At 58.5% G+C, this 23,598-nt stretch carries 24 protein-coding genes; 9 read left to right on the plus strand and 15 right to left on the minus strand.

The features are described from left to right. On the minus strand, window positions 1-1,526 hold a 1,526-nt coding region (locus tag ROO76_02275; GenBank protein ID MDT8066972.1), incomplete at its 3' end, for a FecR domain-containing protein. Between the two features lie 246 nt (window positions 1,527-1,772). On the opposite strand from ROO76_02275, the gene ROO76_02280 reads away from it, so the two are divergent. Beyond that, the gene (locus ROO76_02280; GenBank protein MDT8066973.1) at window positions 1,773-3,017 is read left to right on the plus strand and encodes an MFS transporter; all 1,245 of its coding nucleotides are present in this window, start codon (window positions 1,773-1,775) and stop codon (window positions 3,015-3,017) included. A gap of 85 nt (window positions 3,018-3,102) precedes the next feature. Here the strand turns inward: ROO76_02280 and ROO76_02285 are convergent, their stop codons facing one another. From ROO76_02285 to rplM, 4 genes are all read right to left on the minus strand, one after another. Then, window positions 3,103-3,759: a translation elongation factor Ts gene (locus ROO76_02285; protein MDT8066974.1), complete on the minus strand. Its 657-nt coding sequence runs from the start codon at window positions 3,757-3,759 to the stop codon at window positions 3,103-3,105. Between the two features lie 120 nt (window positions 3,760-3,879). Then, entirely contained in the window at window positions 3,880-4,734 is an 855-nt protein-coding gene (gene rpsB / locus ROO76_02290; GenBank protein ID MDT8066975.1) for a 30S ribosomal protein S2, read from the minus strand. A 221-nt stretch (window positions 4,735-4,955) separates the two neighbouring features. Beyond that, complete coding sequence (gene rpsI, locus ROO76_02295) at window positions 4,956-5,351, minus strand: 30S ribosomal protein S9 (protein ID MDT8066976.1); 396 nt, start codon at window positions 5,349-5,351, stop codon at window positions 4,956-4,958. Between the two features lie 15 nt (window positions 5,352-5,366). Then, window positions 5,367-5,807 carry a 50S ribosomal protein L13 gene (rplM, locus tag ROO76_02300; GenBank protein ID MDT8066977.1) on the minus strand — a complete coding sequence of 147 codons (441 nt, stop codon included), beginning with the start codon at window positions 5,805-5,807 and terminating at the stop codon, window positions 5,367-5,369. Window positions 5,808-6,193: 386 nt separating this feature from the next. On the opposite strand from rplM, the gene ROO76_02305 reads away from it, so the two are divergent. Next, window positions 6,194-6,802, plus strand: coding sequence for a hypothetical protein (locus ROO76_02305; GenBank protein ID MDT8066978.1), 609 nt, complete (start codon window positions 6,194-6,196; stop codon window positions 6,800-6,802). Between the two features lie 5 nt (window positions 6,803-6,807). On the opposite strand, the gene ROO76_02310 is transcribed toward ROO76_02305, so the two are convergent. Continuing rightward, a complete protein-coding gene (locus ROO76_02310; GenBank protein MDT8066979.1) occupies window positions 6,808-7,137 on the minus strand; it encodes a hypothetical protein in 330 nt (109 codons plus the stop codon). Between the two features lie 271 nt (window positions 7,138-7,408). Beyond that, window positions 7,409-7,846, minus strand: coding sequence for a hypothetical protein (locus ROO76_02315; protein ID MDT8066980.1), 438 nt, complete (start codon window positions 7,844-7,846; stop codon window positions 7,409-7,411). A 216-nt stretch (window positions 7,847-8,062) separates the two neighbouring features. On the opposite strand from ROO76_02315, the gene ROO76_02320 reads away from it, so the two are divergent. The 4 genes from ROO76_02320 to ROO76_02335 all read left to right on the plus strand — a co-directional run bounded on the left by ROO76_02320 (window position 8,063) and on the right by ROO76_02335 (window position 10,450). After that, window positions 8,063-8,584 carry a fibronectin type III domain-containing protein gene (locus ROO76_02320; GenBank protein MDT8066981.1) on the plus strand — a complete coding sequence of 174 codons (522 nt, stop codon included), beginning with the start codon at window positions 8,063-8,065 and terminating at the stop codon, window positions 8,582-8,584. Window positions 8,585-8,781: 197 nt separating this feature from the next. Next, window positions 8,782-9,336, plus strand: a complete 555-nt coding sequence (locus ROO76_02325) for a hypothetical protein (GenBank protein MDT8066982.1) — start codon at window positions 8,782-8,784, stop codon at window positions 9,334-9,336. After that, window positions 9,337-9,714: a transcriptional regulator gene (locus ROO76_02330; GenBank protein MDT8066983.1), complete on the plus strand. Its 378-nt coding sequence runs from the start codon at window positions 9,337-9,339 to the stop codon at window positions 9,712-9,714. Window positions 9,715-9,823: 109 nt separating this feature from the next. After that, window positions 9,824-10,450: a hypothetical protein gene (locus ROO76_02335; GenBank protein ID MDT8066984.1), complete on the plus strand. Its 627-nt coding sequence runs from the start codon at window positions 9,824-9,826 to the stop codon at window positions 10,448-10,450. A gap of 32 nt (window positions 10,451-10,482) precedes the next feature. On the opposite strand, the gene ROO76_02340 is transcribed toward ROO76_02335, so the two are convergent. The 5 genes from ROO76_02340 to ROO76_02360 form a co-directional block, all read right to left on the minus strand. Next, window positions 10,483-12,630, minus strand: a complete 2,148-nt coding sequence (locus tag ROO76_02340) for a DUF5916 domain-containing protein (GenBank protein ID MDT8066985.1) — start codon at window positions 12,628-12,630, stop codon at window positions 10,483-10,485. Window positions 12,631-13,015: 385 nt separating this feature from the next. Further along, window positions 13,016-13,648, minus strand: coding sequence for a PilZ domain-containing protein (locus ROO76_02345; protein ID MDT8066986.1), 633 nt, complete (start codon window positions 13,646-13,648; stop codon window positions 13,016-13,018). 315 nt (window positions 13,649-13,963) lie between these two features. Further along, entirely contained in the window at window positions 13,964-14,521 is a 558-nt protein-coding gene (locus ROO76_02350) for a carboxymuconolactone decarboxylase family protein (protein MDT8066987.1), read from the minus strand. A gap of 85 nt (window positions 14,522-14,606) precedes the next feature. Continuing rightward, a complete protein-coding gene (locus tag ROO76_02355; GenBank protein MDT8066988.1) occupies window positions 14,607-15,143 on the minus strand; it encodes a peroxiredoxin in 537 nt (178 codons plus the stop codon). Window positions 15,144-15,173: 30 nt separating this feature from the next. Next, the gene (locus ROO76_02360) at window positions 15,174-15,617 is read right to left on the minus strand and encodes a Fur family transcriptional regulator (GenBank protein MDT8066989.1); all 444 of its coding nucleotides are present in this window, start codon (window positions 15,615-15,617) and stop codon (window positions 15,174-15,176) included. A gap of 89 nt (window positions 15,618-15,706) precedes the next feature. On the opposite strand from ROO76_02360, the gene ROO76_02365 reads away from it, so the two are divergent. From ROO76_02365 to ROO76_02375, 3 genes are all read left to right on the plus strand, one after another. Continuing rightward, window positions 15,707-15,880, plus strand: coding sequence for a hypothetical protein (locus ROO76_02365; protein MDT8066990.1), 174 nt, complete (start codon window positions 15,707-15,709; stop codon window positions 15,878-15,880). Between the two features lie 139 nt (window positions 15,881-16,019). Continuing rightward, complete coding sequence (locus ROO76_02370) at window positions 16,020-19,043, plus strand: diguanylate cyclase (GenBank protein MDT8066991.1); 3,024 nt, start codon at window positions 16,020-16,022, stop codon at window positions 19,041-19,043. Window positions 19,044-19,242: 199 nt separating this feature from the next. After that, a complete protein-coding gene (locus ROO76_02375; GenBank protein MDT8066992.1) occupies window positions 19,243-20,334 on the plus strand; it encodes a hypothetical protein in 1,092 nt (363 codons plus the stop codon). 72 nt (window positions 20,335-20,406) lie between these two features. On the opposite strand, the gene ROO76_02380 is transcribed toward ROO76_02375, so the two are convergent. From ROO76_02380 to ROO76_02390, 3 genes are all read right to left on the minus strand, one after another. Beyond that, on the minus strand, window positions 20,407-21,408 hold the full coding sequence (locus tag ROO76_02380) for a Gfo/Idh/MocA family oxidoreductase (protein MDT8066993.1): 1,002 nt from the start codon (window positions 21,406-21,408) through the stop codon (window positions 20,407-20,409). 24 nt (window positions 21,409-21,432) lie between these two features. Continuing rightward, entirely contained in the window at window positions 21,433-23,118 is a 1,686-nt protein-coding gene (locus tag ROO76_02385; protein MDT8066994.1) for a VWA domain-containing protein, read from the minus strand. 87 nt (window positions 23,119-23,205) lie between these two features. After that, window positions 23,206-23,598 (minus strand): LemA family protein (locus ROO76_02390; GenBank protein ID MDT8066995.1); only part of this gene is annotated, 393 nt, incomplete at its 5' end.

Here is a 23,598-nt window from a genome sequence, read left to right on the forward strand (position 1 = left end):
TAGCGGTGACTGCCCCCGCTTGGTGCCGAAACATGCGAGCCGGAGGAAGGCATGGAGAACGAAGGTGCCGAGGAACTTGCCGGAGCGCCTCCGCCAGCCCTGCCTGCGAATCCGGGCTGCATGGAAAATCCGGGCTGCATGGAATTGGAGAGCGACGGCGCGTAGCCGCGATGCATGGTCGCCCCTGAAACGAAGCCGCTGTTTGTGCCTCCACGGGCAGGACCGGACATGGTTGCCGGCGCGGAAATGTAGATATGTGTGCTGGAGACGCCGCGCGAGTCTGCGCGCTGGGAGAACTTGTGCAGGTTGCCGAGAGTTTCGCGAGGGATGCCGAGGCCGGCCGAATCCCGGCGGAACTGAAAGGAGGAGGCCGAAGCGATTCCCGAGTGCACGAGCGGCTTGCTGTTGACGGGGACGATGGTAGGCTGACCGAGGTGCGGCGGATGGATGGGACGCAGCGGAGGTCCGGTTCGTCCTGTGCCAGAGCCGCCCCCGCCGTACTGCAGGGCGGTTGCGGTTCCGTTATTGAGCCCGTTCCAGTAGCCGCCCGGCTGCCATCCCCAGCCCATGCCAGAACACATCGACCAACTGCCGTAGTGATAGGGCATCCATCCCCAGGGATAGGGCGAGACCCAGCTGTATCCGGTGGAGTAATAGGCCCACGCGCCGTTGGAGTAGGGGTCCCATGCCGCGCTGGCGAAGTAGGGCCGCCACATCATGCCGCAGCCGGGAGCATCGACAAAGCTGCCGTAGTAGGCCATGTCATTGACGCCGTACGAATACGGCGTGCCGACACCGCTGAAGGCGGCCGCGCGGGCGTGGTAGTCCATGTTGCGCTTGTCCCAGTCGTCGAGGATGCCCTGATAGGCGACGCCTTTGGAGATGGCCGGTGTGGTCTGCTGGGCGAGATTGAAGGTGAGTGTTTTCTTTTTGGGGACGTCGAGGGCGGACGAGGAATCGCCAATGCGAAGTGGGCCGCCCAGAGAAGCGAGCTGCGCCTGCTGCTGGTCCATTTGGAGGCGGATGTGCGAGGCGGGCGGCAAGACGACGCTGCGGTTCCCAAAGACGAGCGTGAATTGGTCGGCGCGGGACTTCATGAGGCTGACGTAGACGGTGCCTTTGGCCACGTGGACCGTGGAGAGCGTTGAACCGGCGGTATCCCGTTCGAGGCGGGGGAATTCCAAGGCCGTGTTGGGGCCAAGGCGCAGCGTGGAGTTGTCCTCGAACTCGATTTCGGCGACGCCCATACCGGTTTCGACCTTGCTGTTTTCGACGATGGGGAGATTGGCCATGGCGGGCTCGAAACCGCGGCCGATGGCGCGGTCGACCTGCACGGCTCCTTTGACCTCACTGAGGCGGACGATGCGCACCTTGGAGTGAGCTGCGGGGGCTTGCGCGGGAGCCTGCGCGGCGGAGGCCTCTGAGACGGGCGCCAGGGGCGCTTGAACGGATTGGGCCGGAATCGGCGCTGCGAGAGAAAGAAACGCGAGGAAGGTGCTTGCGACGGGTAGAGTGGACGCTTTCATGCCCACCTCCTTTGACGTGCGGCGAACGCTCAAGGAAGATCGCAGCGACCGAGCACGCCAATGGCCCATATGGTAGCACGAAGCGAATTCGGTGGGCACGGGTCTGCGGGGCCGCTTTGGACGACGTTGAAGGTGGACAAGTTGCGAGGAATGACGAAGCAGCAGCTGACGGTCGCCTGCTCCAGGATTTAAGTAGGCAACGGGTAACCGAAGCGATAGGATGAGGGGACTTCCCCGGAGGCCAACGTGGAGTCCAGCCGCCGCAATCCGCCCGTGTGGGTGATGGGTCTGTCCAACGCCACGCTGGGATTCATTACAGGCATCGCTTTCTTCGTGCTGCCCCAGTTGATGTCGGACGAGCACGTGCCGGAGGCGCGCATTGCTGTTATGACGGCGCTAGCCATATCTCCCAACTTTTGGGCGGTGGCGTTCAGCCCCATGCTGGATGTGCGCTTCAGCCGGCGCTGGTACGCCACATTTTGGGCGGCCCTGGCGGGCATCTCAACCACAGTTGCGTTCCTCAGCCTGCATCATCTTGTGGTGCTGGAGGTAGCGATGGTCGTGGCTGTTGCGACAGCCGCACTCTCTGGCGGCGCCCTCGGGGGCTGGCTCTCGAACGTCACTCCCGAGCAGGACAGAAATACGCTGAGCAAGTGGATGAACATCGGGCTGGTCAGCGGCACCGGCGTGGTGTCTGTGCTGGGCGGAGAACTGTTTCGCCATCTGCCGGTTTGGCTCGCGGCAATGCTGATGGGAGCAATCGTCTTTCTTCCGGCAACGGCCTTTCTCTTCATCCCCGCCCCTGGGCCGGACAGGCGCCTTGCAGCCGAAAGCTTCGGCCAGTTCAATCGCGAGGTTCTGGCGCTGCTGCGCCGCCGGGAAGTGGTGGTTGTGCTACTGCTGTTCCTCTCGCCGTGCAGCTCGTTTGTAATGCCCAACCTGCTTGGCGGCCTCGGGAACGACTTTCATGCATCCGCGCGGGCGGTGAGCCTGGCCGGAGGAGTAGGAGCCTTCATCCCGGGCATCCTGGGCTGCTTTGTCTTTCCGCCCATCGCCAGACGGCTGCCGCTGCGCTTCTTCTATCTGGCGAACGGCATTCTGGGCAGCCTGTTCACGCTCAGCCTGATTCTGCTGCCACACCTGACATGGACCTATGCGCTGGCCCTCTTTGGTGAGTACCTGTTCCAGGCCGTCGCATTCTCCATCCAGATTGGAATTGTGTTTGAGGCCATCGGGACCAACAATCCGCTGGCCGCGACAACGTTTGCCTTTCTCACCTCTGCCACGAATGTTCCAGTCACATACATGGCTCTAGCCGATGGGCACGCTTACTCCTTCGCTGGCATCGCGGGCACACTTGTGACGGACGCCTCGATCGGGATTGCGACGTGCGTACTGGCGGGAATCCTGCTGGCGCGGTTTGATTCCGTGGCGACGAGGCAGCAGGTTGCAGGCGCTGAGCTGACGGATGCGCTGCAGGAAGAGAGCTGAGGGATTGAGCTGCGGATTGCGTGAACTGAAAAGGCCCGGAGCGGATGCCCCGGGCCTTTGATTGTATGCAGTGGATTGCCGGAGGTTATTCGCCGGCGGCTTCGACGGCCTTGGTCTGGGCGACGGTCCAGTCGGGGGCGCCGACCTTGAAGCGGGCGAAGCGGCGGATGGTGATGTTTTCGCCGAGCTTGCCGACCTTCTGCGCGATGAGTTCCTTGATGCTGATGGACTGCTCCTTGATGAAAGGCTGCTCCAGGAGACAGACCTCCTCGTAGAACTTGGCCATCTTGCCTTCCACGATCTTCTCGATGACCGGTGCGGGCTTGCCGGTGGCGGCAGCCTGGGCGCGGTAGATTTCCTTCTCGCGCTCCATGTCCTCGGGGGTCACGTCCTCAGGCTTGACGTAGCGCGGATCGCTGGCCGCGATGTGCATGGCGATATCCTTGAGCAGTTCCTGGAAGTCTTCCGTGCGGGCGACGAAATCGCTCTCGCAGTTGACCTCGATGAGCACGCCGATTTTGCCGCCGGCGTGGATGTAGGTGCCCACGGCGCCCTCATTGGTGGAGCGGGCGGCCTTTTTCTGCGCAGAGGCCATGCCGCGCTTACGCAGCACGACGAACGCGTCCTCGATGTTTCCCTTGGTCTCCTGGAGAGCCTTGAGGCAGTCGCCCATGGGCGCGCCGGACTTCTCACGAAGATCCTTTACCAGTTTGGCATCAATCTTTTCGCTCACTGTCGTCATCTCTCTTTTTCCAGTCTTCGCATCTATCATGCCGGATGGTTCCCGGCAAAAGAAAAGCGTGGCAGTCTGCATGCGCGGCCACGCTGTTCTTGGTGTGCGCACGGCTGTGCGCAGGAAAGGTTAAAAGCCGCCTTCAACCGCTTCAGCTTCATCCAGGGCCGCAACGGCCGGGGCCTTGCGGATGCCGCCGCCCAGGGCTGCTTCCAGGTCCACTTCCTCGGCAGAGGCAGCCTCAACGGCCACGATCTCTTCCACGGGAACGGGCAGCTCCTCGGCAAAGGCCTTGTCGCCCACCAGGTTCACGCCCTCGGCTGCCGAGTCGGCAATCTTGGAGGTGAAGAGGCGAATGGCGCGCAGGGCGTCGTCGTTGCCGGGAATCACGTAGTCAACGACCGTGGGGTCGCAGTTGGTGTCCACCACCGCCACGACGGGGATGCCGAGCTTGCGGGCTTCCTTGACGGCAATCGCCTCGTTGTTCGAGTCGACGATGAACAGGGCGTCGGGCAGGCGCTTCATGGTCTTGATGCCGGCCAGGTTCGCCTGCAGGTGCTTGCGCTCCCGCTCGAGGCGAATGACTTCCTTCTTGGTCAGCAGTTCGTAGCGGCCATCCGTGGCCATATCATCCAATTCCTGAAGGCGCTTCACCGACTTCTGCACCGTCACCCAGTTGGTGAGCAGACCGCCGAGCCAGCGCTGGTTGATGTAGGGCATTCCAGCACGGTTGGCCTCTTCAGCCACGGCGTCCTGCGCCTGGCGCTTGGTGCCGACGAAGAGAATCGTCTTGCCTCCCGCGCACAGTTCAGTGACGAACTTGGACGCATCCTTGAACAGCTTGAGCGTCTTCTGCAGGTCGATGATGTAGATTCCGTTGCGCTCGCCGAAGATGTATTCCTTCATCTTCGGATTCCAGCGCTTCGTCTGGTGCCCGAAGTGGACGCCTGCTTCGAGCAGCTCTTTCATGGTGATGTTAGCCACTGATCCTCCTTTGTTGGATTGCATCCTCCGCGGCGGAACCCATCAGGGCCCGGATCGCTCGGGATTCATTCCCGTAGCCCGCCCCGTGTGAGCGGGTGCGGGAAGATTTGGCTCCGGTTTCTTGAGACTCCGTCGCCGAATTCCCGGAACCGGTTGAACTCGGCGACAAACTTTAAAGTCGCCCAGCCGAGGGCGGCTGGGCCTACATCAGACAGAGGCGATTAACGCTTCGAGAACTGGAAGCGCTTGCGCGCGCCCTTCTGTCCGTACTTCTTGCGTTCCTTCTGTCGCGCGTCGCGGGCGAGGAAGCCTTCCGCCTTGAGCTTGGCGCGCAGTTCAGGGTTGAATTCCTGGAGAGCGCGAGCCATGCCCATGCGCACCGCGCCGGCCTGCGAAGCCACTCCGCCGCCATCGCAATTGACGACGACGTTGAAGTTGCCTGCGGTCTCGGTCAGCACCAGGGCAGACTTCGCCATGATCCGCTGCGCATCGGTCACAAAATACTGATCGAAGGGCTTGCCGTTGACGGTGAATTCGCCGTTGCCGGGACGAAGGAAAACACGGGCTGTCGCCGACTTGCGGCGTCCCGTTCCGTAGTATTGAACCTGTTCAGCCATTGGCTCTCGTAATCCTTATGCTCGCTTGGCGGCGACTGCGGCCACGACCGGCTTCTGCGCGGTGTGAGGATGCTTATCGTCGCGATAAACTTTCAATTTGCTGCCCATGGCACGGCCGAGCTTGTTCTTCGGCAGCATGCCCTTGATGGCATCTTCCAGAACCTGCTCCGGACGGCGCTCCATGCGCTTGGTGAACTCTTCTTCCCGCAGGCCGCCGGGGAATCCGGTGTAGTGGCGGTAAACCTTGGACTCAGACTTCAGCCCGGTGAGCTTCACTTTGGCGGCGTTGATAACGATGACGTGATCGCCGGTATCCATGAAGGGCGTATAGCGGGGATTGTTCTTGCCGGAAAGAATGCGCGCGACCCGCGAAGCGAGGCGGCCCAGAGTCTGGCCGTCAGCGTCCACGATGAACCATTTGCGCGCGATTTCCCCCTTGGGGAAATAGGTGCTCATTGCAAAATCTCCCAAAATTTAAAGAAACCGCTCAGAAGACCGCTCGGTCACAAGGGGTCCCGAACTCAGACGTACGAAGTGTCTGTATCCAGGGGAAACCAGGGCGCTCAAAAAGCACAACTAGAGCGTGGACCGTCAGGCGGGCAACCGCAGGACAGCGTAAAGACTAAAGGTTACCGGAACTTGGCGCGAATTGTCAACGCAGGACAACTACTCGCGCCCGGCCGAGGCACGGTAACGGAAGTAACATTATAGCTCGAAATAGCTCGAAGTCGGGCACGAGCAAGTCTGGACACCCTGCCCATGAATTTCTGCATCCGGTAGGACTGAAGCGAGAGGATTCGTTGTGGCTGCAGATTCAGCCGAGTTCTCCGGAGGAGAAAGGTATGAAGCACAAGCTATTTCTGCCGATGTTTGTTTGTATTCTCGCGTGCGCTGCGTTCGCTCAGTCGAGGGTTATCCCGCAAGGGACAAACATTAAGGTAAGAACCGACACCGCCGTTCCGGCGAAGCCGGTTTCGGGACAGGTCTACACGGCCGACGTGAGCGAAGACGTGATGGACAAGAGCGGTGCGGTTGCCATTCCGCGCGGCTCCAGAGCTACCCTGGTTGCGACTCCGACCGAGAATGGCAAGGACATGTTGCTGGACTTGCGCACGGTTACGGTGAATGGACGCCGTTACCTGTTGAGCGCGTCGGGTTCGAACCAGTCCTCGTCATCGAGCGGCTTGGGAATGAATAAGCGAACCGGAAAGTACGTCGGTGGCGGAGCCGCGGTTGGCGCAGTGCTTGGCGCACTGATGGGTGGCGGCAAGGGTGCCGCAATCGGAGCGCTCGTAGGCGGCGCCGGTGGCGCGGGCGCTCAGGTACTCACGGGAAAGAAGAAGGGATTGCCAGCGGAAACAGAGCTGAACTACAAGACCGCGCAGGATCTTTATTTGCGCCCGAGCGGGGCTGTCCGTTCGCATGGGTTGCAGAAGCGACCAGCGCAATAAGGCATTCAGCTGCGGTGCGGAGCTCGGACCGACGAGTTTTCCCAATCCAGTTCGCGCTTCGGAGGACGGCGTTCGTCCATCTGATCGACGGTCCCGATGATGAGGCCGTTGTCGTCGGGATGAGTGCGTGCGCAGCGTTCGAACGGGCGATCGCTGTTCAGCAGATCGTTCACAAGCCTTTTGGCGCGTTCGCTGAGAACGCGATCGGGAAGAACATGGAAATGGCGAAAAGTCCAGATGAGCAGCAGTCGCTCTTTGAAGGTTAGACGAATGCAACGGACTCCGTAGGGAGTGAGAATATGGAGGACGCCGGCGCGCAATTTACTGGTGAGCATTCGACTTCTCAGCTGCTATGGTAACTAAAGGCCCAGACTACCGTCTTTATTCGAGCCACACCATACACCTCCGGGCGTAGTTTGTGCACCTTTTTTGCTGCAATCCTTAAAACTTAAGTCACTTAATCCGGCTTAAGAACCAACCAGTTACGAGGCCGGTGGTGTCGCGAGTACCTCAATTGAGGGGCGAACTCCAAGGTGACAGTACGTTCCTTGCCCCCGCTTCGAAGCATGCACTAAAAAGTTATCGGTATAGCCAAGAGATCCGGGCTCAGAGAGCGATCCGATTTGCGGGCGGCTCCACGTCGATAGCGGGGAATAGCTCGCGAAGAGTTTCGTCAATGCGGTGGACGCTTTCATTGATAATTTGCAGGTGCTCGGAAGGTGCGGAGAGGTGGGCTGCGTACTGGATGCTCTGCAGCGCGTTTCGGACGTTGTGGTTCAGCGAAGCGACAACGCGCAGATCCTCGAAGACTTTCTGCCGGCGCTGCTGCACCGCCTGCACCTCGACCAAGGTGATGATGCCGAAGGCGACTCCGATGACGGCGGCCAGCAACTCACTCGCGTAGCGCGGTGCGAAATGTTCGATCGTGGCATCGGCGGCAAACGCGATCGCTCCTGCAATAATTGCGATTGCATAAACCAACATGGCGCGGCCCAGCGAGTCGTCCGTGGTCTCGACGAGGAAGTTGCCAAGTCTTTTCAGCAAGGGAGTCTCCGCGAACATTCTAAACAGGCATTGGATGGGTGAAATGGAATTTGGTTACCAAATTTAGGTAGAGAGAAATCCTGGACGAAGCTGTTCCTCGTGTGACTCGGTGTGTGATGGCACTTCCGGTTATCTCAGCAGCCTTAAGTGGCATCGCATAAAAAGCGCATACTTCGCGGGAAACTGACCAAAGGAGCGAGTGCCATGAGGATATGGATGGTTTTAACTGCTGCCGCTTGCCTGACAGCCGCGCCGGCAGTGGCGCAGTATCAAACCCCGCAGTACAACCAGAACCACCAGTACGACCAGAACCGCCAGGACGACCAGAACCACCAGTATGACCAAAACCATCAGTACGACCAGAACCACCAGTATGACCAGAACCATCAGTACGACCAGAACCAGAATAGGAATCCGCGAGCGCGGGCGGAAGAGAACGCCCAGGAGCGGGCGAGCGACATCCGTGACGCGGTTAACATTGTCAGCGGTCCGATAATCCGGAACCTGACGCCCAACTCGGCGGAACTGGTGTGGCAGACCAACAAGGAAGCGGCCACTCGTGTTCGCTACGGTATGAATCCGGTGAATCCTGGCCAGCACGCGTACGAGCCGGGAGGAACTCGCGATCACCACGTGCGGCTGAATAACCTACAGCCGGGCAGGACCTATCATTACGAGATCGAAACTCGTAGCGGAAGAGATCGTTTCAAGGGCAGCTTCCGAACTCCGAGAGGATAACTTCGGGCAAGGCGCTCGAGAGAGCGCCCTTTTCTTTGGTTTCGTGCTTTGTATTGAAAAGTACTTGACAATCATGGACGGGCTGCGCCAGAGTAAGGGACGTGCCGGAACAGCGTCCATGTCGAACAGAACGCGGATGGCGAAAACGTTCGCTGTCGCAACCCCTTCCGGATAGCTCGGCGCTTGAGAGCCTGGAATTGATCCGCGAGACCATGCAGCGGAGCGCGCAATTCACAGCCCTGCCCGGGCGAGGGATCATGCTGGTGGGCGGGACGGCGCTGATCACCAGCGTTATCGCCGCGCCTTACAGCCATTGGATGAGCCGGTGGATGTTCATTTGGATCGCCGAGGCCGCCCTCGCAGCGGCGATAGCGGTAACCGCGGGGTATCGCAAGGCGAACCGGCTGGGACTGCCGCTGTGGTCTGGCCCGGGGCGCCGGATGTTGGTAGCGTTGACGCCGCCAATCTTCGCGGGTGCGGTTTTAACACTGGCGTTGTTCATGAACAACTACCAGTTTCGCTTGGCAACGTTCATTCCCGGGATATGGCTCCTTCTTTACGGAACCGCGCTGATGGCGGCGGGTGCGCATTCGGTTCCCCCGATTCCCGTGATGGGCGCGGCGTTCCTGGCATTGGGGGCACTGGTGCTGGTGGCCAACGCGCCTTTCCTGATGAATCCGGCGATGGCGATCGGGTTCGGCGGGCTGCACTTGGGATTTGGGTGGTACATCGCCAGGAAGCACGGGGGGTAGATGGCGGAACGGAAAGAGAAGCGGGCATCGATGGTCGACTCTCCGGGGCGGCGGCTGCAGCGATATGCTCCCCCGGCAGAGGTCGCGCCGCAACTCGATCAGGTTATTCACGAGCGCTTGCGATTGGGCATCGTAAGTGCCCTGGCGGTGAATGACACGTTGAGCTTTGCAGATCTGAAACGGCTTCTCAATTCCACCGACGGGAATCTCAGTGTGCACGCGCGCAAGTTGGAGGACGCTGGGTATGTCGAGTGCAGCAAATCGTTCCAGGGACGAATTCCTCGAACGGAGTATTCGCTGACGACGACCGGCAGGAAAGCGCTGGAGAAATACCTGGAGCAGATGGAAGGCATCATTCGGGGGACGCGGAATCCCTAGCAACCAGTAATCAGCAGTCAGCATGAGTCAAAAAGGCTGGAAGAAGGCCGCATCTTCCGGGCTGCCTTGCCACGTTGCTTTGTAAGGTAAAGTAGTTTGGATATTTCGAATGCATACAGACGGTAATTTCCCCGCAGTGCTGCAGGTGATGGCGTTCCTCGCGTCGGGTATGCTGGCGGGCGTCCTCGTGCTTACGAGCCTATATGGGTTCGCGCGCCGGAAGATCTGGGCCAGGAAGACATTCGCTGCGCTGCTGGCAGGCGCAGGGCTCTATTTTCTCCTGCTGGCTGGTTTCTCGATTTTCAGTCGCGAGCAGATTTTGCCGAGAGGCGAAGAGAAGTACTTCTGCGAGATGGATTGTCATCTCGCCTATTCGGTTTCCAATGTGCAGTGGGTTGGGGCCGGACCGCGGCAAAAGCTTGCAGTGACGGTGCGAACGTGGTTCGACGAAAAAACAATCTCGGCACAACGCCCGCAAAATGCGCCACTCACGCCGAATCCGAGAAGAGTAGTGCTGGTCGACTCCGCCGGACGCGTCTGGGCGCCAATGGAGATTCAGGGTACCCCTTTGGAACAACCGTTGATTCCCGGCCAGTCCTATACCACGGTGTTCATCTTTCCAACCGTGCAGCAGTCAGGATTGCGTCTGCTGATCACATCCACCGACGGGCCGATGGTGCTGCTGATTGGAAATGAAATGAGTTGGGGACACAAGAAAACCTTTTTCGCGCTCTGAAGACGCAACCGTGGCGTTCTGATCTCCTCGAATCAATAACGAAACAGGTAGGAAACTTTCACGAAGATCTGGCGGCCGTCGTTGATGAAGCGGCTGCGAGTGCGCAGGAGGCCGTCCGGGGTATTGGCTAGCGATGGATCGAGGTTTTCGAGGTTGCTGTTATACCCGACGTAGACGGCCGTTCCAGGGTGGACGAGATAGGTGAACAGGACATCGGCGTTGAAGTTTTTCGTGTTCTGCAGCGTAGTTAGTGCCGGGTTAGAGAGCACGGCGTTGTACTGGCCGATAAAACGCAGAGAGAACGCGCTGGTGAATTGGTAGTTCCATTTGGAGCGAACGATGTGGGAATTGAAGATATTCTGACCAGTTACTTTGTCTCGAAGCCGGCTGAGCAGGTACGTATTGCTGATGCTGAGGCCGCGCAGTGGGCGAATGTTGAGACTGGCCTGGCCGAAGCTGGAATTTCCGATGACTGGCGGTCCCATGCGAGGCGAGTAATTGGTGTCCTGACCCCAATTGAATTCGGCGTTAAAGGTCCAGAGTTTGGAAATAGCTGTGCCCAGGAAGAATCCAAGCTGGTGATGCGCATAGTCCTGATTCTGGACGAGCGTATCGTAATCGATTGGCCGGAGGCGCTCGTGACCAAAGTTTTCGTAGATTCCTAGAACGGTCTGGGCTTTGAATACCCAGCGATAGTTGATGTTCTCGAAATATTCCAGGCGCGTTCCGGAATGATCCCAGTTGTTGATGGTGGACAGCGTAGGACCGTGCCAAACGAGTTTGCCGTTCTTGTTCTTGGAATAGAACTTGTAACCGACGAGATTGTTGGAGGCGCGAATGTCAGGGCGACGATAAAAGCCGGTGAGGGTCTCAAACCCAGGTGCGGTATCGATGTAAAGAGAGTTGAACTCAAGCGCGTGCGAGCTGCGCTCGACGTATGCCTGGTAAGAAGGCCCTGCGCTGCGAGAGCCGTCGTTGAACTTGGTGGAACTCGCCAAAGCCTGGAAGGTCGTAATCCAATTCTTGTTGAAGCGGAGCTTACCGTCGACGCCACCGACGCGGTTGAAGCCGACCAGGCAGAGATCATCCGTGCAGGAAGTCGTTGGCACCGTTTTCAGTTCACGATCGGTATAGATGACGCCGATGTTGGAATCCTTCCAGAGATCGCGACTGACGCGGAGAATTCCGTAGTATGCGCGATGGCCGCTGAGCGGATCGGATTGGATGACCGATTTGCCGGGCAGTCGGTCGTCCGCAAAGAGCGAACCGATGCTCCACTTATCAACCTTCCCGCTAAGCCTTATCCCATAGGTCGGATCGGCGATACGGCGGGTGAAAACAAGGTTGACCGGGGTATCGAAGTAGCCGGCATTTTCCTGGAAGAAAGGCCGTTTCTCCGGAAAGAACACCTCGAACCGCTGGTTGATGGTGGTCTGCGGTTCGTCAGACTCGACCTGCGCGAAGTCGGGATTGATGGTTGTATCGAGCACGAGGGAGTCTTTGAGAACGAACTTGGCGTCGAGTCCGGTGCGCATCTGGGCAAGGCGGTTGGAATATGTCGCCTGGTCAGGGTTGCGCGTGTCGAGCGAATGAAAGCTGGTGAATGAGCCGTAGGGATTCAGTTGGATGTTGCGTCCGGGCGAAATCTCTTTCATGCCAGTGGCGGCAATTTCCTGGGTCAGGAATCCCTGTTGGGTGCTGCTGATCGCGGGAAAGAACGATGCCTCATTGTTTCGCGGAATATCGCGCTCGAACAGTATCCCCCAACGCTGTTCGGCGGTGTGCGGAAAGCGAAGTGACTTGAATGGAATCTCGAACCATGCGACGTAGCCTTGCTTGGTCAGATGGGCGGAGGAGTTCCAGACTGTATCGAAGGAAAAATCGATATTGTCGTTGCCCTCGGTCCAGGCTGCATCCTGCTGCACGCCGACGGGATTTACGTAGAAGGTGTAGGCGTGGCGGTGATCGTAGAAGGAGTCGATCATGAAACCCGCCTGATCATCTTCCTGGATGTCCTCGCGTCGGTTCATATGCGCCCGGATCTTGGAAGGCTCTCGGTCGAAGCAAAGGAAGATGACATAGAGATTCTTGGGTGTATAGCCGACGAACGCCTCCGTTCGCTCCGATGCGGCCCTGCCGTCTGTTGGGCTGCGCTGGATAAAAGCAGTGATTCTTGTCATCTTACGCGCGAGATCGGAGGACGGCTGCATTCCGGCAAAGTCCTCGAGGGCAGGGGCACGTTCAATGCGGGGGATGTCTATGGAACTGAGGCGAAGGTGGGCCGCAGACTCGATGCTGTCCTGACCATGACAAATAGCAGGAAGCAAAACAAGAATGAGAATGGCGATTGAGGAAAGTCGTGACGCAGACAAACCGAAACAGTGTGTCTTGTCTTCCACGCGCTCCTCGCGATGTACCAGCAGCTTGCCCCAAGGCAGCTTCGGAAACGGGGTCTTTCCTTAGACGGAAGCAGGAGGAAAAGGTCACGTTGGAAGCGAGCACACAGCATGGGTATAGAGGGTTTTCTCTGGTGAGGGCTCGTGATTATGCGAATGCACGTAAGAGCTACTCGCTGAAGGTTTGGCCCCAGAGTTCGTTCGCGGTTTCGAATTCCAACGCGATCTTGTTGAGGTCGCCGTCGAGGGATGGTTCGGAGTAGGCAACCCGGGCGGCTGAGCTCAGGTTCTTTTCGCGCCACGATAGCTGGACGTGGTTGCCGACCGGAATATCGGAGCGCGTGAGCAAGAGGCAGCCGTGCTTGCTGATCAGGACCGTTTCAGCGGGCTCGATGCGCTCGTGCAAGTTGTCCTGCCATTTGAGTTCGAGGAAGAAGCGTTGGGCGAGCCGCTGCGAGCGACGCTGGGAGATTGCAGGAACTGTGGTTCGGCGGGTGAGTATTTGCGCGTATTCCATCGGCAGGTCAAGCCAGCGAACGCCGAAATACTCTCCTTTGCGTGCGTGAATGACCTGTGCGGGGAGTTCGGCGAAGAAACCCTTCTCGACTTCAAATGTCAGCAAAACGCGATCGAGCGGGCGGAAGGGATGATTTTTGCTCGCGATCAGCATGCCGCCAAGGCTGACATTGACGCTCGCGCCTTCCAACGAACGTCCGCCGCTCTCGATGTGAACAGCGGTTACGAATCGAACGCGGGTGAAAGCTCGGCGGCACACCTGGTGCCATGCGGGAATCGCACTCATGGTCAATTGCTCCAGTTGGGGGAGGGCAGGGCGGAATGCCGTGAAGCGATCCGGGGGTGGATCCGGTTGGGGGAGGGCGGCTGTTTAATTCGAGCCATCATGCCCAGTGAGCATAGGCGCGCGTGTACAAGTGGACAATATTACGAAAGGAGATTGGGAAAGTGGACATCGTACGAAGGTAATGAAAGCAACAGAAGACCGTAAATGGGGAGAGCAACAGAAGAATCGAAAATCGGGTAAACCGAACAAAGGGAAACCCCATTCGAGCTAAACGAAGCGCCTGAATGGGGCTGCGAGTTCAAAATAAGTCGTAGATTAGGGTTGCGCAAGCGCGTTCTGGTGAAGGCCGGTCAGGGCCTCTTCGGCGGTGAGCACCTCGCTGATTGCATGGATAATGGACGCAACGCGGATAGCCTGGAGGATCTGCTCCTCGCTCAGGCCTTTTTCACGCACTGCTTTTTCGTGAGAATCCATGCAGGCCTCGCAGTTATGAATGGCTGAGACTGCGACGCACCACAGTTCGAAATCGGCGTGTTCGGCGCCATGAGTGCGCAGGACGTTCATCCGCAGGCGAGCCGGAATCGTGCGGTACTTCTCGTTGGAAACCGAGTGCAGGTATCGATAGTAAACATTGTTCATGCCCATGATTGCCGCGGCTGCTTTCGCGGCTTCAAGTACGGCGGCGGGAACGCGCGACGAGGTTTCGGCAACGGCGGCGGCTATCAGGCGCTGGTTTCCGGAAGCGATGGCGCAGGCGACAACTGTTCCCCAACGCTGAGCGTCGGTGAGAATCGCGTCCTGTCGGACCAAAGACGAGTAGTTCAGCTTCAGGTCTTTGGCGTAATCGGGAAGAGAGTCGATGAGTGTGTCCATGAGTCCTGCTTTCCGGAGGTCTTAGGTACGAGGTACGAGGTACGAGATTTCTACCTCGTACCTCGAGTCTCAAACTCGTACCCTCTTAGACGGTGAGGGTTTCTTCGCCCTTCTGCCAGTTGCAGGGGCAGAGTTCGTCGGTCTGGAGGGCGTCGAGCACGCGCAGGACTTCCTGCGGATTGCGGCCCACGGAGAGGTCGGTCACATAGGCAAAACGGATGACACCATCGGGATCGACGATGTAAGTGGCGCGCTGGGCCACACCGGCCTCCGGATCGAGGATGCCGAGCTGGCCGGTGAGGTCGCGCTTAATGTCAGCGAGCATCGGGAACGGCAGATCCTTCAGGTCCCCGTGGTGGGTGCGCCAGGCGTGGTGCACGAACTCGGAGTCGATGGAGCCGCCAAGAATCTGCGCGTCGCGATCGGCAAATTCCTTGTTCAGCTTTCCGAATGCCGCGATTTCTGTCGGGCAGACGAAGGTGAAGTCCTTGGGCCAGAAGAAGTAAACTTTCCACTTGCCGGGATAATCCAGGTTCGTGATTTCTTTGAATTCTTCTCCCTTTTTCAGGCTGACGGTTGCGGTCAGTTTGAAGTCAGGGAACTGTTCTCCTACACCTAGCATTGCATTCTCCTGTTTGAGTTATTTGCTTATCTATTGCTTCGAAGCGGATCTGGAGCATCTTTCGCAGACTCCGTGGAGTTCCACGCTGATGCCCTGAACCCGAAAACCTTTAGGGATTTTGCCGATTATGTGCGGCGCTTCGAGTGCACCTTCGTCGAGATCGAAAACTGCTTTGCATTTCGTGCAGACGAGGTGAGGATGTGGTTCGGTCACGGGGTCAACGCGGAGCGAACCGTGATGCAGGCTGAGTTCTCGCAGAACACCGCTTTCAACGAAAGTGTGCAGGGTCTTGTAGACGGTCGCCAGCGAGATACTCGGTATCTGCTTGCAAACGACCGCGTAGACCTCCTCCGGACTGGGGTGGCCGGGCGCCGACATCAGCGACTGGTAAATCACGGCGCGCTGATGAGTGACGGCCAGACCATGCCGGCGGCACAGTTCCCGGAATTCGGTTTTCTGAGGAGCCTGTTGCATTCATTGGTTTTGATGCGATGCGCCCAGTAAGGATTCTTTTTTAATAAGTATTATCAAAGTTAAAATGGGAAATTCGGGGAACGGGGACGATGGCGAAGAAACGCAAGAAGAAGGGGTTCGATGTAGTGAAGGCGGTGAAGTCAGCCGCCCGAAAGCAGGTGGGAACGCCTCCCCCAACCCGCCGAGAAGAGAGCAGTCCCAAGCGGGCTGGTAAACCGGAGAAGCATAAGGCCACGCTAAGCAACTTCCTAGTAGAGGAATAGACCTGATTTCATTTGGGGATTCTGGGTACTGAAGTAATAAGTCGAAACCGAGGTCATGTTCGTTCCTGAGCCATTCTCCACGATAATATCAATGTCCGTACCAGACGGACCTCGTCCCCCGACATAGGGAAGTTACCTCTTGAGAGCTCGCCCTGCCATAATCGCGGCCGTTCTCGCCGTTGCAAGCATCTCGCAGGCGCAGCAGCTCTCCATCCCCGATAAACCGCGCTTCGTATTCCAGCGACTCGGAGAGGACGTTGGACTGGCAACGCTCACTGTCACTTCCATTGCGCAGGACGGGCAGGGGTTCATGTGGATCGGCACGCAGAGCGGGTTGATGCGCTATGACGGTCGCCGCGCGACGAAGTACAGCATTGAGCAGGGGCTCCCGAGCACGATCATCGACGAAGTTGTAGTCGGGCCGAACAACCGGCTCGTGGTCGGAACGCGCAAAGGCATTGCTGTTTGCGACGGTAATGGTTTCGAAAAGCTGCCGAAGATCGAAGGCACGGCAGTTGATCCGGGATACCAGTACGTCGCCGTCGACAGGTCCGGAAACGTTTACTGGGCGACAACGATGGGGTTGTTCCGGTTGCAGCCGGGTGCCGCACGTTGGGAGGAGATCAGGATCAAGGGCGGTGCGCGAGTACCAATCGGAGCGGTCTACGTTTCTGCCGACGGGAAAATATGGTTCGCCGGTGGTGGGCGTCTCGGGACGCTGCGAGCGGGAACTGCGACATGGCTTACGCCAGAGAGCAAACTCGACGGGGAATCCATCATAGCCCTGGTTCAGGATGGGGACGGAATTCTCTGGGTGCGGACTGGCAAAGGGATATGGCGTTACGACGGAGCCGTTCGGCAACTCGTGCGTGATGACGAGAATATTCCCGCTGCAAACGATTACGGTGTTCCCGCGGTAGATCATCTCGGCAATCTCGTCGTACCAACGGTAGCCGGAATTTATCGTCGTGAAGATGGGCACTGGCAGGCGATTGATCGAAGTCGCGGTATGCCGGTCAACGCCGTATACGCGGTGGCAGAAGACCAGGAAGGCGCCTATTGGCTTGGATTGGCAGGCGCCGGAGTGGTGCGCTGGCAAGGAACCGAATCTTGGAAGGGTTGGACGGAAGCAGAAGGTTTACCCGACAACGTGATCTGGGCGGTGCGCCGGGACCTTCAGAAGCGCCTCTGGGTGGGAACGAATAACGGCGTGGCCATGTGGGATCCGGCCAAAAAGGCGTGGCGCACGTGGAACGCCGAAACGGGATTGAACGGCAGCGTAGTGCGATCGATTGCAATCGCCGATGACGGTGCCATCTGGGTCCAAAGCGCGCCCGGCGGGCTTACTCGTTTCGATCCGGCAACTCTCCGGCCAGTTTGGGTGCAGATGCCCAAACCCGCTCCCACAGCGATGGTTCGCGGCTTGGACGGCAGATTGTGGCTGGGATCGAAGCAGTATCTGAAGGCGCTCAAGTCTGAGACCGCTCCATATGAGTTTGAGGACATCCCTGTTCCAAAGCAAGTGCAGGGCCTGACGATGCACCTGCAGATCAAAAAAGGTGTTTTATGGTGCGGCGGCGCGAATGGCGTTGCGCGCTTCGATGGCCAGAGTTGGAAGGTTTTCACAGCCAAAGACGGGCTCAAGGACGATGCCGTATCCGATCTGACGATCGTCAACTCGAATGAAGTCTGGTTTGTATATAACGAAGCATACGGCCTCTGGCGCCTGCGATTTGTTAACGGCAAGGGGCAAGTACGTCACTTCGGCACCGCCGATGGACTTCCGGCCAGTGAAGTTTATCTCGTGGGAGCCGATCACGCGGGGAACGTCTGGGCCGGCGGCCCACTTGGTCTCACGATGTTTCAGCACGGCGGGGCCGTTCGGCACTTCACACGATCCGACGGGCTGATCTGGGATGACCTCGACGCCGAAGCATTTTATCCCGACGCAGACGGGAGCTTGTATTTCGGTACCAGCGGCGGTTTGGCCCGATACAACGCGGCTGCTCAAGCGGGCCAGGTAGTGACCAAGCCGAAGGTGGTCATCACCTCGGCGCAGCTTGGTAACAAGGAGTACTCACCGAGTTCCACTCCGGAAGTCCGGTACAAGGAGAACACGCTGCAGGTACAGTTTGCGGCGCTTACATTCCGTGATATCGACCGTGTTCGCTGCTCGTACCGACTGCAGGGCCTGGAAACCGAATACAACGAAACCACGCTCCGTGAGGCGCGCTACCCGGCACTTCCGGCGGGCGACTACACGTTCGAGGTCTCGTGCCGCTCCGGATTGGGTGTTGCGAGTGCGCCCGCGGCGTTTAACTTCACGGTGCTGCGTCCGTGGTGGCAACGCTGGGATGTGCGGTTGATTGCGATTGCGCTGACGCTATTGGGCGTGGTTGGATTCGTGAAGATCAGGCTCACGCATCTTGAACGGGAACGGCTACGGCTGGAAGTCGCTGTCGCCCAGCGCAACACGGAATTGGCCAGGACCAACCAGGAACTGAAAGAAGCTTCGCTGACGGATCCACTGACCGGAACTCGGAACCGGAGATTTTTTGATCTGATTATTACGTCGGACATTAACCAGGCTATGCGGGCGTACTCGCCGCCTCTGTCGTTGACCGGTGGACGGAATCGCGACCTGGTGTTGTACCTGGTCGACATCGATCACTTCAAGGAAATTAACGACGACTACGGTCACGCATCGGGAGACCGTCTGCTGGTCGAAATCAGCAACCGTATCCAGTCAGTAATGCGTCAGACGGACGTGCTGATTCGCTGGGGTGGAGAGGAATTCCTGCTGTTATCGCGTGCGGCCGAGCGCTCTGAGGCGACGCAACTGGCGGCTCGCGTTCTGAATGCGGTCGGAGAAGACCCATACGATCTGCCCGGAGCTGCCAAACCGGTGCAGCGCACGTGCTCTGTGGGTTGGGCACCATTCCCGTGGTTTACAGAAAAACCGGAACTGGTGGGCTATGAGACGATACTGAAGATGGCGGACCGCGCGCTCTACCGGGCCAAGGATAGCGGGCGGAATCGCGCCTTTGGAGTGGTGCCGGTCGAGGATGCCGGGAATTTCACGGGGACTGGATTTGATCAACTGCAATTCGAATGGACCGAACTGCTCGGGCCGCGCGCCGCAGATACTATTGCGGAGCTGTAATATTTCAGGCGAGGGCTGCTCCGCAGCATATTTAACAAAATCCTTGCAGCCTCAACTACAATTTAGATAGCAATTCGTCCAATAATCGCAGAGTTTTTCTGTGAATGAGTGCAGCTCTGTTACCACAAAGGAGCCTCCCCTGAGTACTCGAAAAAGCGGTTGCAAGACAGAGAAAGTGCGCTGGAAATCTCGTCCAGCCGTGGCCCTGAGCAATGACAAGGTCGAACTGATTGTGCTGGCGGGTGGCGGGAATCTGGCGTCCTTTCGTTTCGCCGGACGCGGCCCCAACCTCCTGTTCGAATCACCCTGGACGACCATCGATCCACAGAACTACCACGATGCGCCCGATCCCGGAAAACACGGGCCTGCCTGCATGGGAAAGTTCCTCTCGGGATTTACCGGTCATGCTCTCGCACTCGGCTACTATGGTCCGCCGTCGAAGGCTGGCGCGCAGCAGGGCCTGCCGTACAACGGAGAAGCCGCCGGAAGCGTGTGGCAGGTGAAGAAGATCTCGGGTGGAAGTTCGGCCAAGCTGGCGATGGAGGTGCGCCTGCCCGCGGGCGGATTGAGCGTTGCGCGCGAGATCGAACTGAGGGCGGGGGAGTCCTTCGCGCGAATTCGCGAAACCGTGACGAATGAGCACAAGGCGGAAAACTTCTTTCAATGGGTGCAGTGCGCGACCTTCGGCGAGCCCCTGCTCGCTCCCAAGGTGAGCATCGTTTCCATCCCCGGCTTCCGAGGACAGACCTCGGAGCGCAGTTTTGACGGACACGATCTGCTCGCGAAGAACCAGCAGTTCCGCTGGCCTGTCGCGGCAAGCGTCCATGGCGGCAGTTGCGACCTTCGGCAGGCTTTTCACCAGGAGGGCCGGGGTTACGAGGCGGCAGTTTTGCTGGACATGACGCGCGACCGGGCGTTCGTAGCCGTCTTCAATCCCGAGTTGCGAATCGGCGCAGGGTACAGCTTCCCACGAGAGAATTTCCCATGGGTGGCGCTGTGGGAGGACAACCGCGCACGCACCACGAACCCGTGGAACGGAATGACGCGGGCGCGTGGACTTGAGTTCGGGACCTCGCCATTTCCGACCGGACTGGCGCCAACGATCTTCGATGGTCCCCTGTTTGAGACACGCACACTGACGTCGCTCGATGCCGGAGCCAGCGTGACAGTTGATTATCGCCTGTTCGCGGCGGAGGTTCCCCCGGCGTGGGAAGCCATAGGCGACGTGCGCGAAGACGGCGACCAAGTCATCATCCGCGGAACGCACAGGTCGGAATCGGTAAGAATCTAACCAATCGGGCCATCGGGCGATCGCTCCGTTGAAACCTGGGAAGAGATCCATATCTGCTTACGACACTCGTTACTAGAACGGATACTGGACCGATTCGGTGCGGCCGTTGCGAATGCTTCGATAGGCCGCATCGAGGATTGCCTGATTGCGAGCGCCTTCTTCGCCTGAAACCGGGAACGGTGCTTTCCTTTCGATGGCCGCCGAGAAGGCGTCCACCTGGCGCGCATAGACCCGGTCGTTCGACAACTCTTCCATATCGACGACCTTTCCTCCGCGAATCAGTTTCAACTGCAGCGGATCATCGACGTTGAGAGCGTCGTCCGCTCGCAATACGCCCGTGGTGCCGACGATTTCGAATGGAGTCCGATACTCGGCACGGGTGGAAACCAGAACGGTCGCGAGCACACCGCGCACAAATGAGAGACTGAGGATCGCGGCCGCTTCGAAGGCACCGGAAATGCTGTCGTGGTGAGCGATCGCCTGAACCGTTAGAGGATCGTCTTCAAGGACAAATCGCAGGGCGTCGATACAGTGAACGCCAACATCGGCAACCGGGCCGCCCGCGGCCATGGAAGCGTCGGTCAGCCATGTGCGCGGGTGATTGGCCCCGGCATAAGAGAATTCCGCGCGAGCAAAAACAACATCTCCAATCTCCCCGGTGCTGACGCGCTCGCGGATGCGGTGCAGGCTGTTTTCGAAGCGGAAGCAATGAGCGACTCCGAGGAGCACGCCGGCGTTTCGGGCGGCCATCACCATCTGCGCGGCCTGCTCGGAGTTCATCGCCATTGGCTTCTCACATAAAACATGCTTCTTGTGTTCGGCGGCGATGAGAACATCTTGAAGATGAAAGGCGTCAGGCGACGCGACCAGAATGGCGTCTACTTCCGGGCACTGGCAAAGCTCGACCGTACTCAGAAACGCGTGAGGGATCTTGTATTCCGCCGCGCACGCCTTCGCTTTTTCAGGGTTGCGGCGCGACAGTGCGACGACGCGCGAGTCGTTCGCCTGGGTAAAGCCCGGCATGAGACGTTTGACTGCGTGGAGACCAAAGCCGGCAATTCCATAGCGGATCATGTGTCGGTTCCCTTGGATTGTGGATCACTGCACCTTCAGAAATGAGTTGGCGGCTCCGGTACGGCCCGTCAGATTGTCGCGAACGACGAAGCGCACCAGGTACTCGCCGGGCGGGAGATCGAGCGTGTTTCTGTAGGTGATGCCGCCTTTCTCGATCATGTCCACCGCCTCGGGCGGGAGCGTCCGGTTGACTGTTTGCGCAAATTGGCCAGCGACAGCTCCATCTTTCGTGCGGGCAACAGCGGCGAACTCTACGTTCAACTTTCTCTGCTCAGCATTCAGCACGTTGGCGCTGGGCAGAACTTGTATGAAGAAAGAGTTTGCAATTTTGTTCCCTTTACGTTGAGTTGTCGTCCATTGGCCCTTGAATGGGACCCCTGCGTCGAGCAGCAGGGATTGCACGGCTGTGCTCATATCCAAGTCGCGAGTCTGTGATGGGTCGGGCAGCGGAAAGAGGAATCCATTGCGGGCGCGTACATTCGCACCCTTTTCATCGACCTTGACCTGCAGCTTATGCCATCCTTCTTTTGTGTTCTTCGAGTCGACGTAGAAGCCCACCATGTAATAATCTCGCGAATCGTCCAGGGCTTCCTTGAAACAGCTAGAGAGTTCGGGACGGTTATAGCACGGCTTTCCCCCGGTACCTGCAGCGAGGCGCTCAAACGTTGTGAGAACGTCCTGATTCATTTCTTGCCGTGCGTTTTTTTCAGCGTACGTTGGCGAGTACTTGTGGCTGGGGTCCATCGCATCCCACGCCGTGTTGACCAGACCGCGAGCGTCCACCGGGTACATCGCAATATTGGCCGCGCTGAGCAGTTGAGTTGTGTAAGCGTCCAGCGCAGTGGCTTCACCAATCTGACTGAAGTCATATCGCACGGCAGACCGGCCCTGACGTACGACAGATGAGAACGGGTATCCGGAACTGGCCCACACCAGGGACTTGCGTCCAGGCAGGCCCGTTAGAGAGAGTGCCACCTGTTGAAGGGCCTCGAGCGAATTGATGCGTGCATTTCGCTCCTGGAACGCGATCATGTTCTGTTCCTGGTCCTTTGTATTGTCGAGTGTCTGGAGGTAACGGGCAACCTCATCGGCGGAAAGGTTACCCATTGCCGCCTCAGAGAGGACGACGTTTTCACGCTCCTGTAAAGTCTCGTCCAGATTGACGCTGCTCTGTTCGGATTTGCCGACGCCCTTCGTCGAGCGCTCCAGGGCCGCCGCCAACGCCCTCGGGTCGGTAGTGAAATCCTGCAGCATGCGAATGCCGTTCAGTTCGATGGAGATCAATCGAATCGGTTCGCCGGTATCGGCCGTGTGCATAAGAAAGGTGGTCAACCCTTGCCGGACCCGATTCATGTCCATGGCGCCAGTGTTAATGCGATCAATGGCGATGATCGTGTAACGAGCGGTTTCGGGATTGCCTGTCAGTTGGTTCGTAAACTCGTGCGGGCCGACCGGCGCTTGCTGCAAGCGCTGGGTCGTGGTGCGGACCTCGTCGAATACAGCTATCTTTTGTGGCTTTCCGTCCTCCAGCACCGTGAAGGCACCCTCCTTCAACCCGGGAACGTGTTCGTTATGGTCGCGAACCTGCACCGGCACCAGAACGAGATTGGTCTGCACCCGGATACTTGGCGTTTGACCGGGTGCCTGCGCGAAAGCGCCGAGGGTGACCAGAAGAGCGATTGAGATAAGGGGTGCGCGATATTGGGCCATGGGCAAACACCTTTCGGTGACATCGAAGCATAATGCGACTTCATGCTGGTTGCAAAGGTGAAGTAACACAAAATCTGTAGGTGGATGCTACGTACCTTGAGCGGTGTTGACCGCGGGAACTGACGTTTCCTCCGCAGAGTAGAACGGCTGCTCGGTGAAACGGAACGTGTCGGCGACGATGCGATCGGGGAAAAGCTGTATGCGCGAGTTGAACAGGCTGACGGCGGAGTTGTAAAGTTCGCGCCGGTCGGCAATCTGCGCTTCCAGCGATACCACCTGCTCCTGAAGTTGGAGGAAATTCTCGTTGGCGCGCAGACGCGGATACGATTCGGCGGTGGCAAGCAATTGCCGCAGGGGCGGCAACGCAATCGCAGCCGCCGTAAGCTTATCGCTCCGCGCCCGAGCATTAGTCCACTGACTGCGCGTCGCAGTGACAGCCTGCATTACTCCCGACTCATGCTCCATGTATCCCTTGCAGAC

It is taken from the genome of Terriglobia bacterium (genome assembly GCA_032252755.1).
Classification (GTDB): Bacteria; Acidobacteriota; Terriglobia; order Terriglobales; family Acidobacteriaceae; genus JAVUPY01.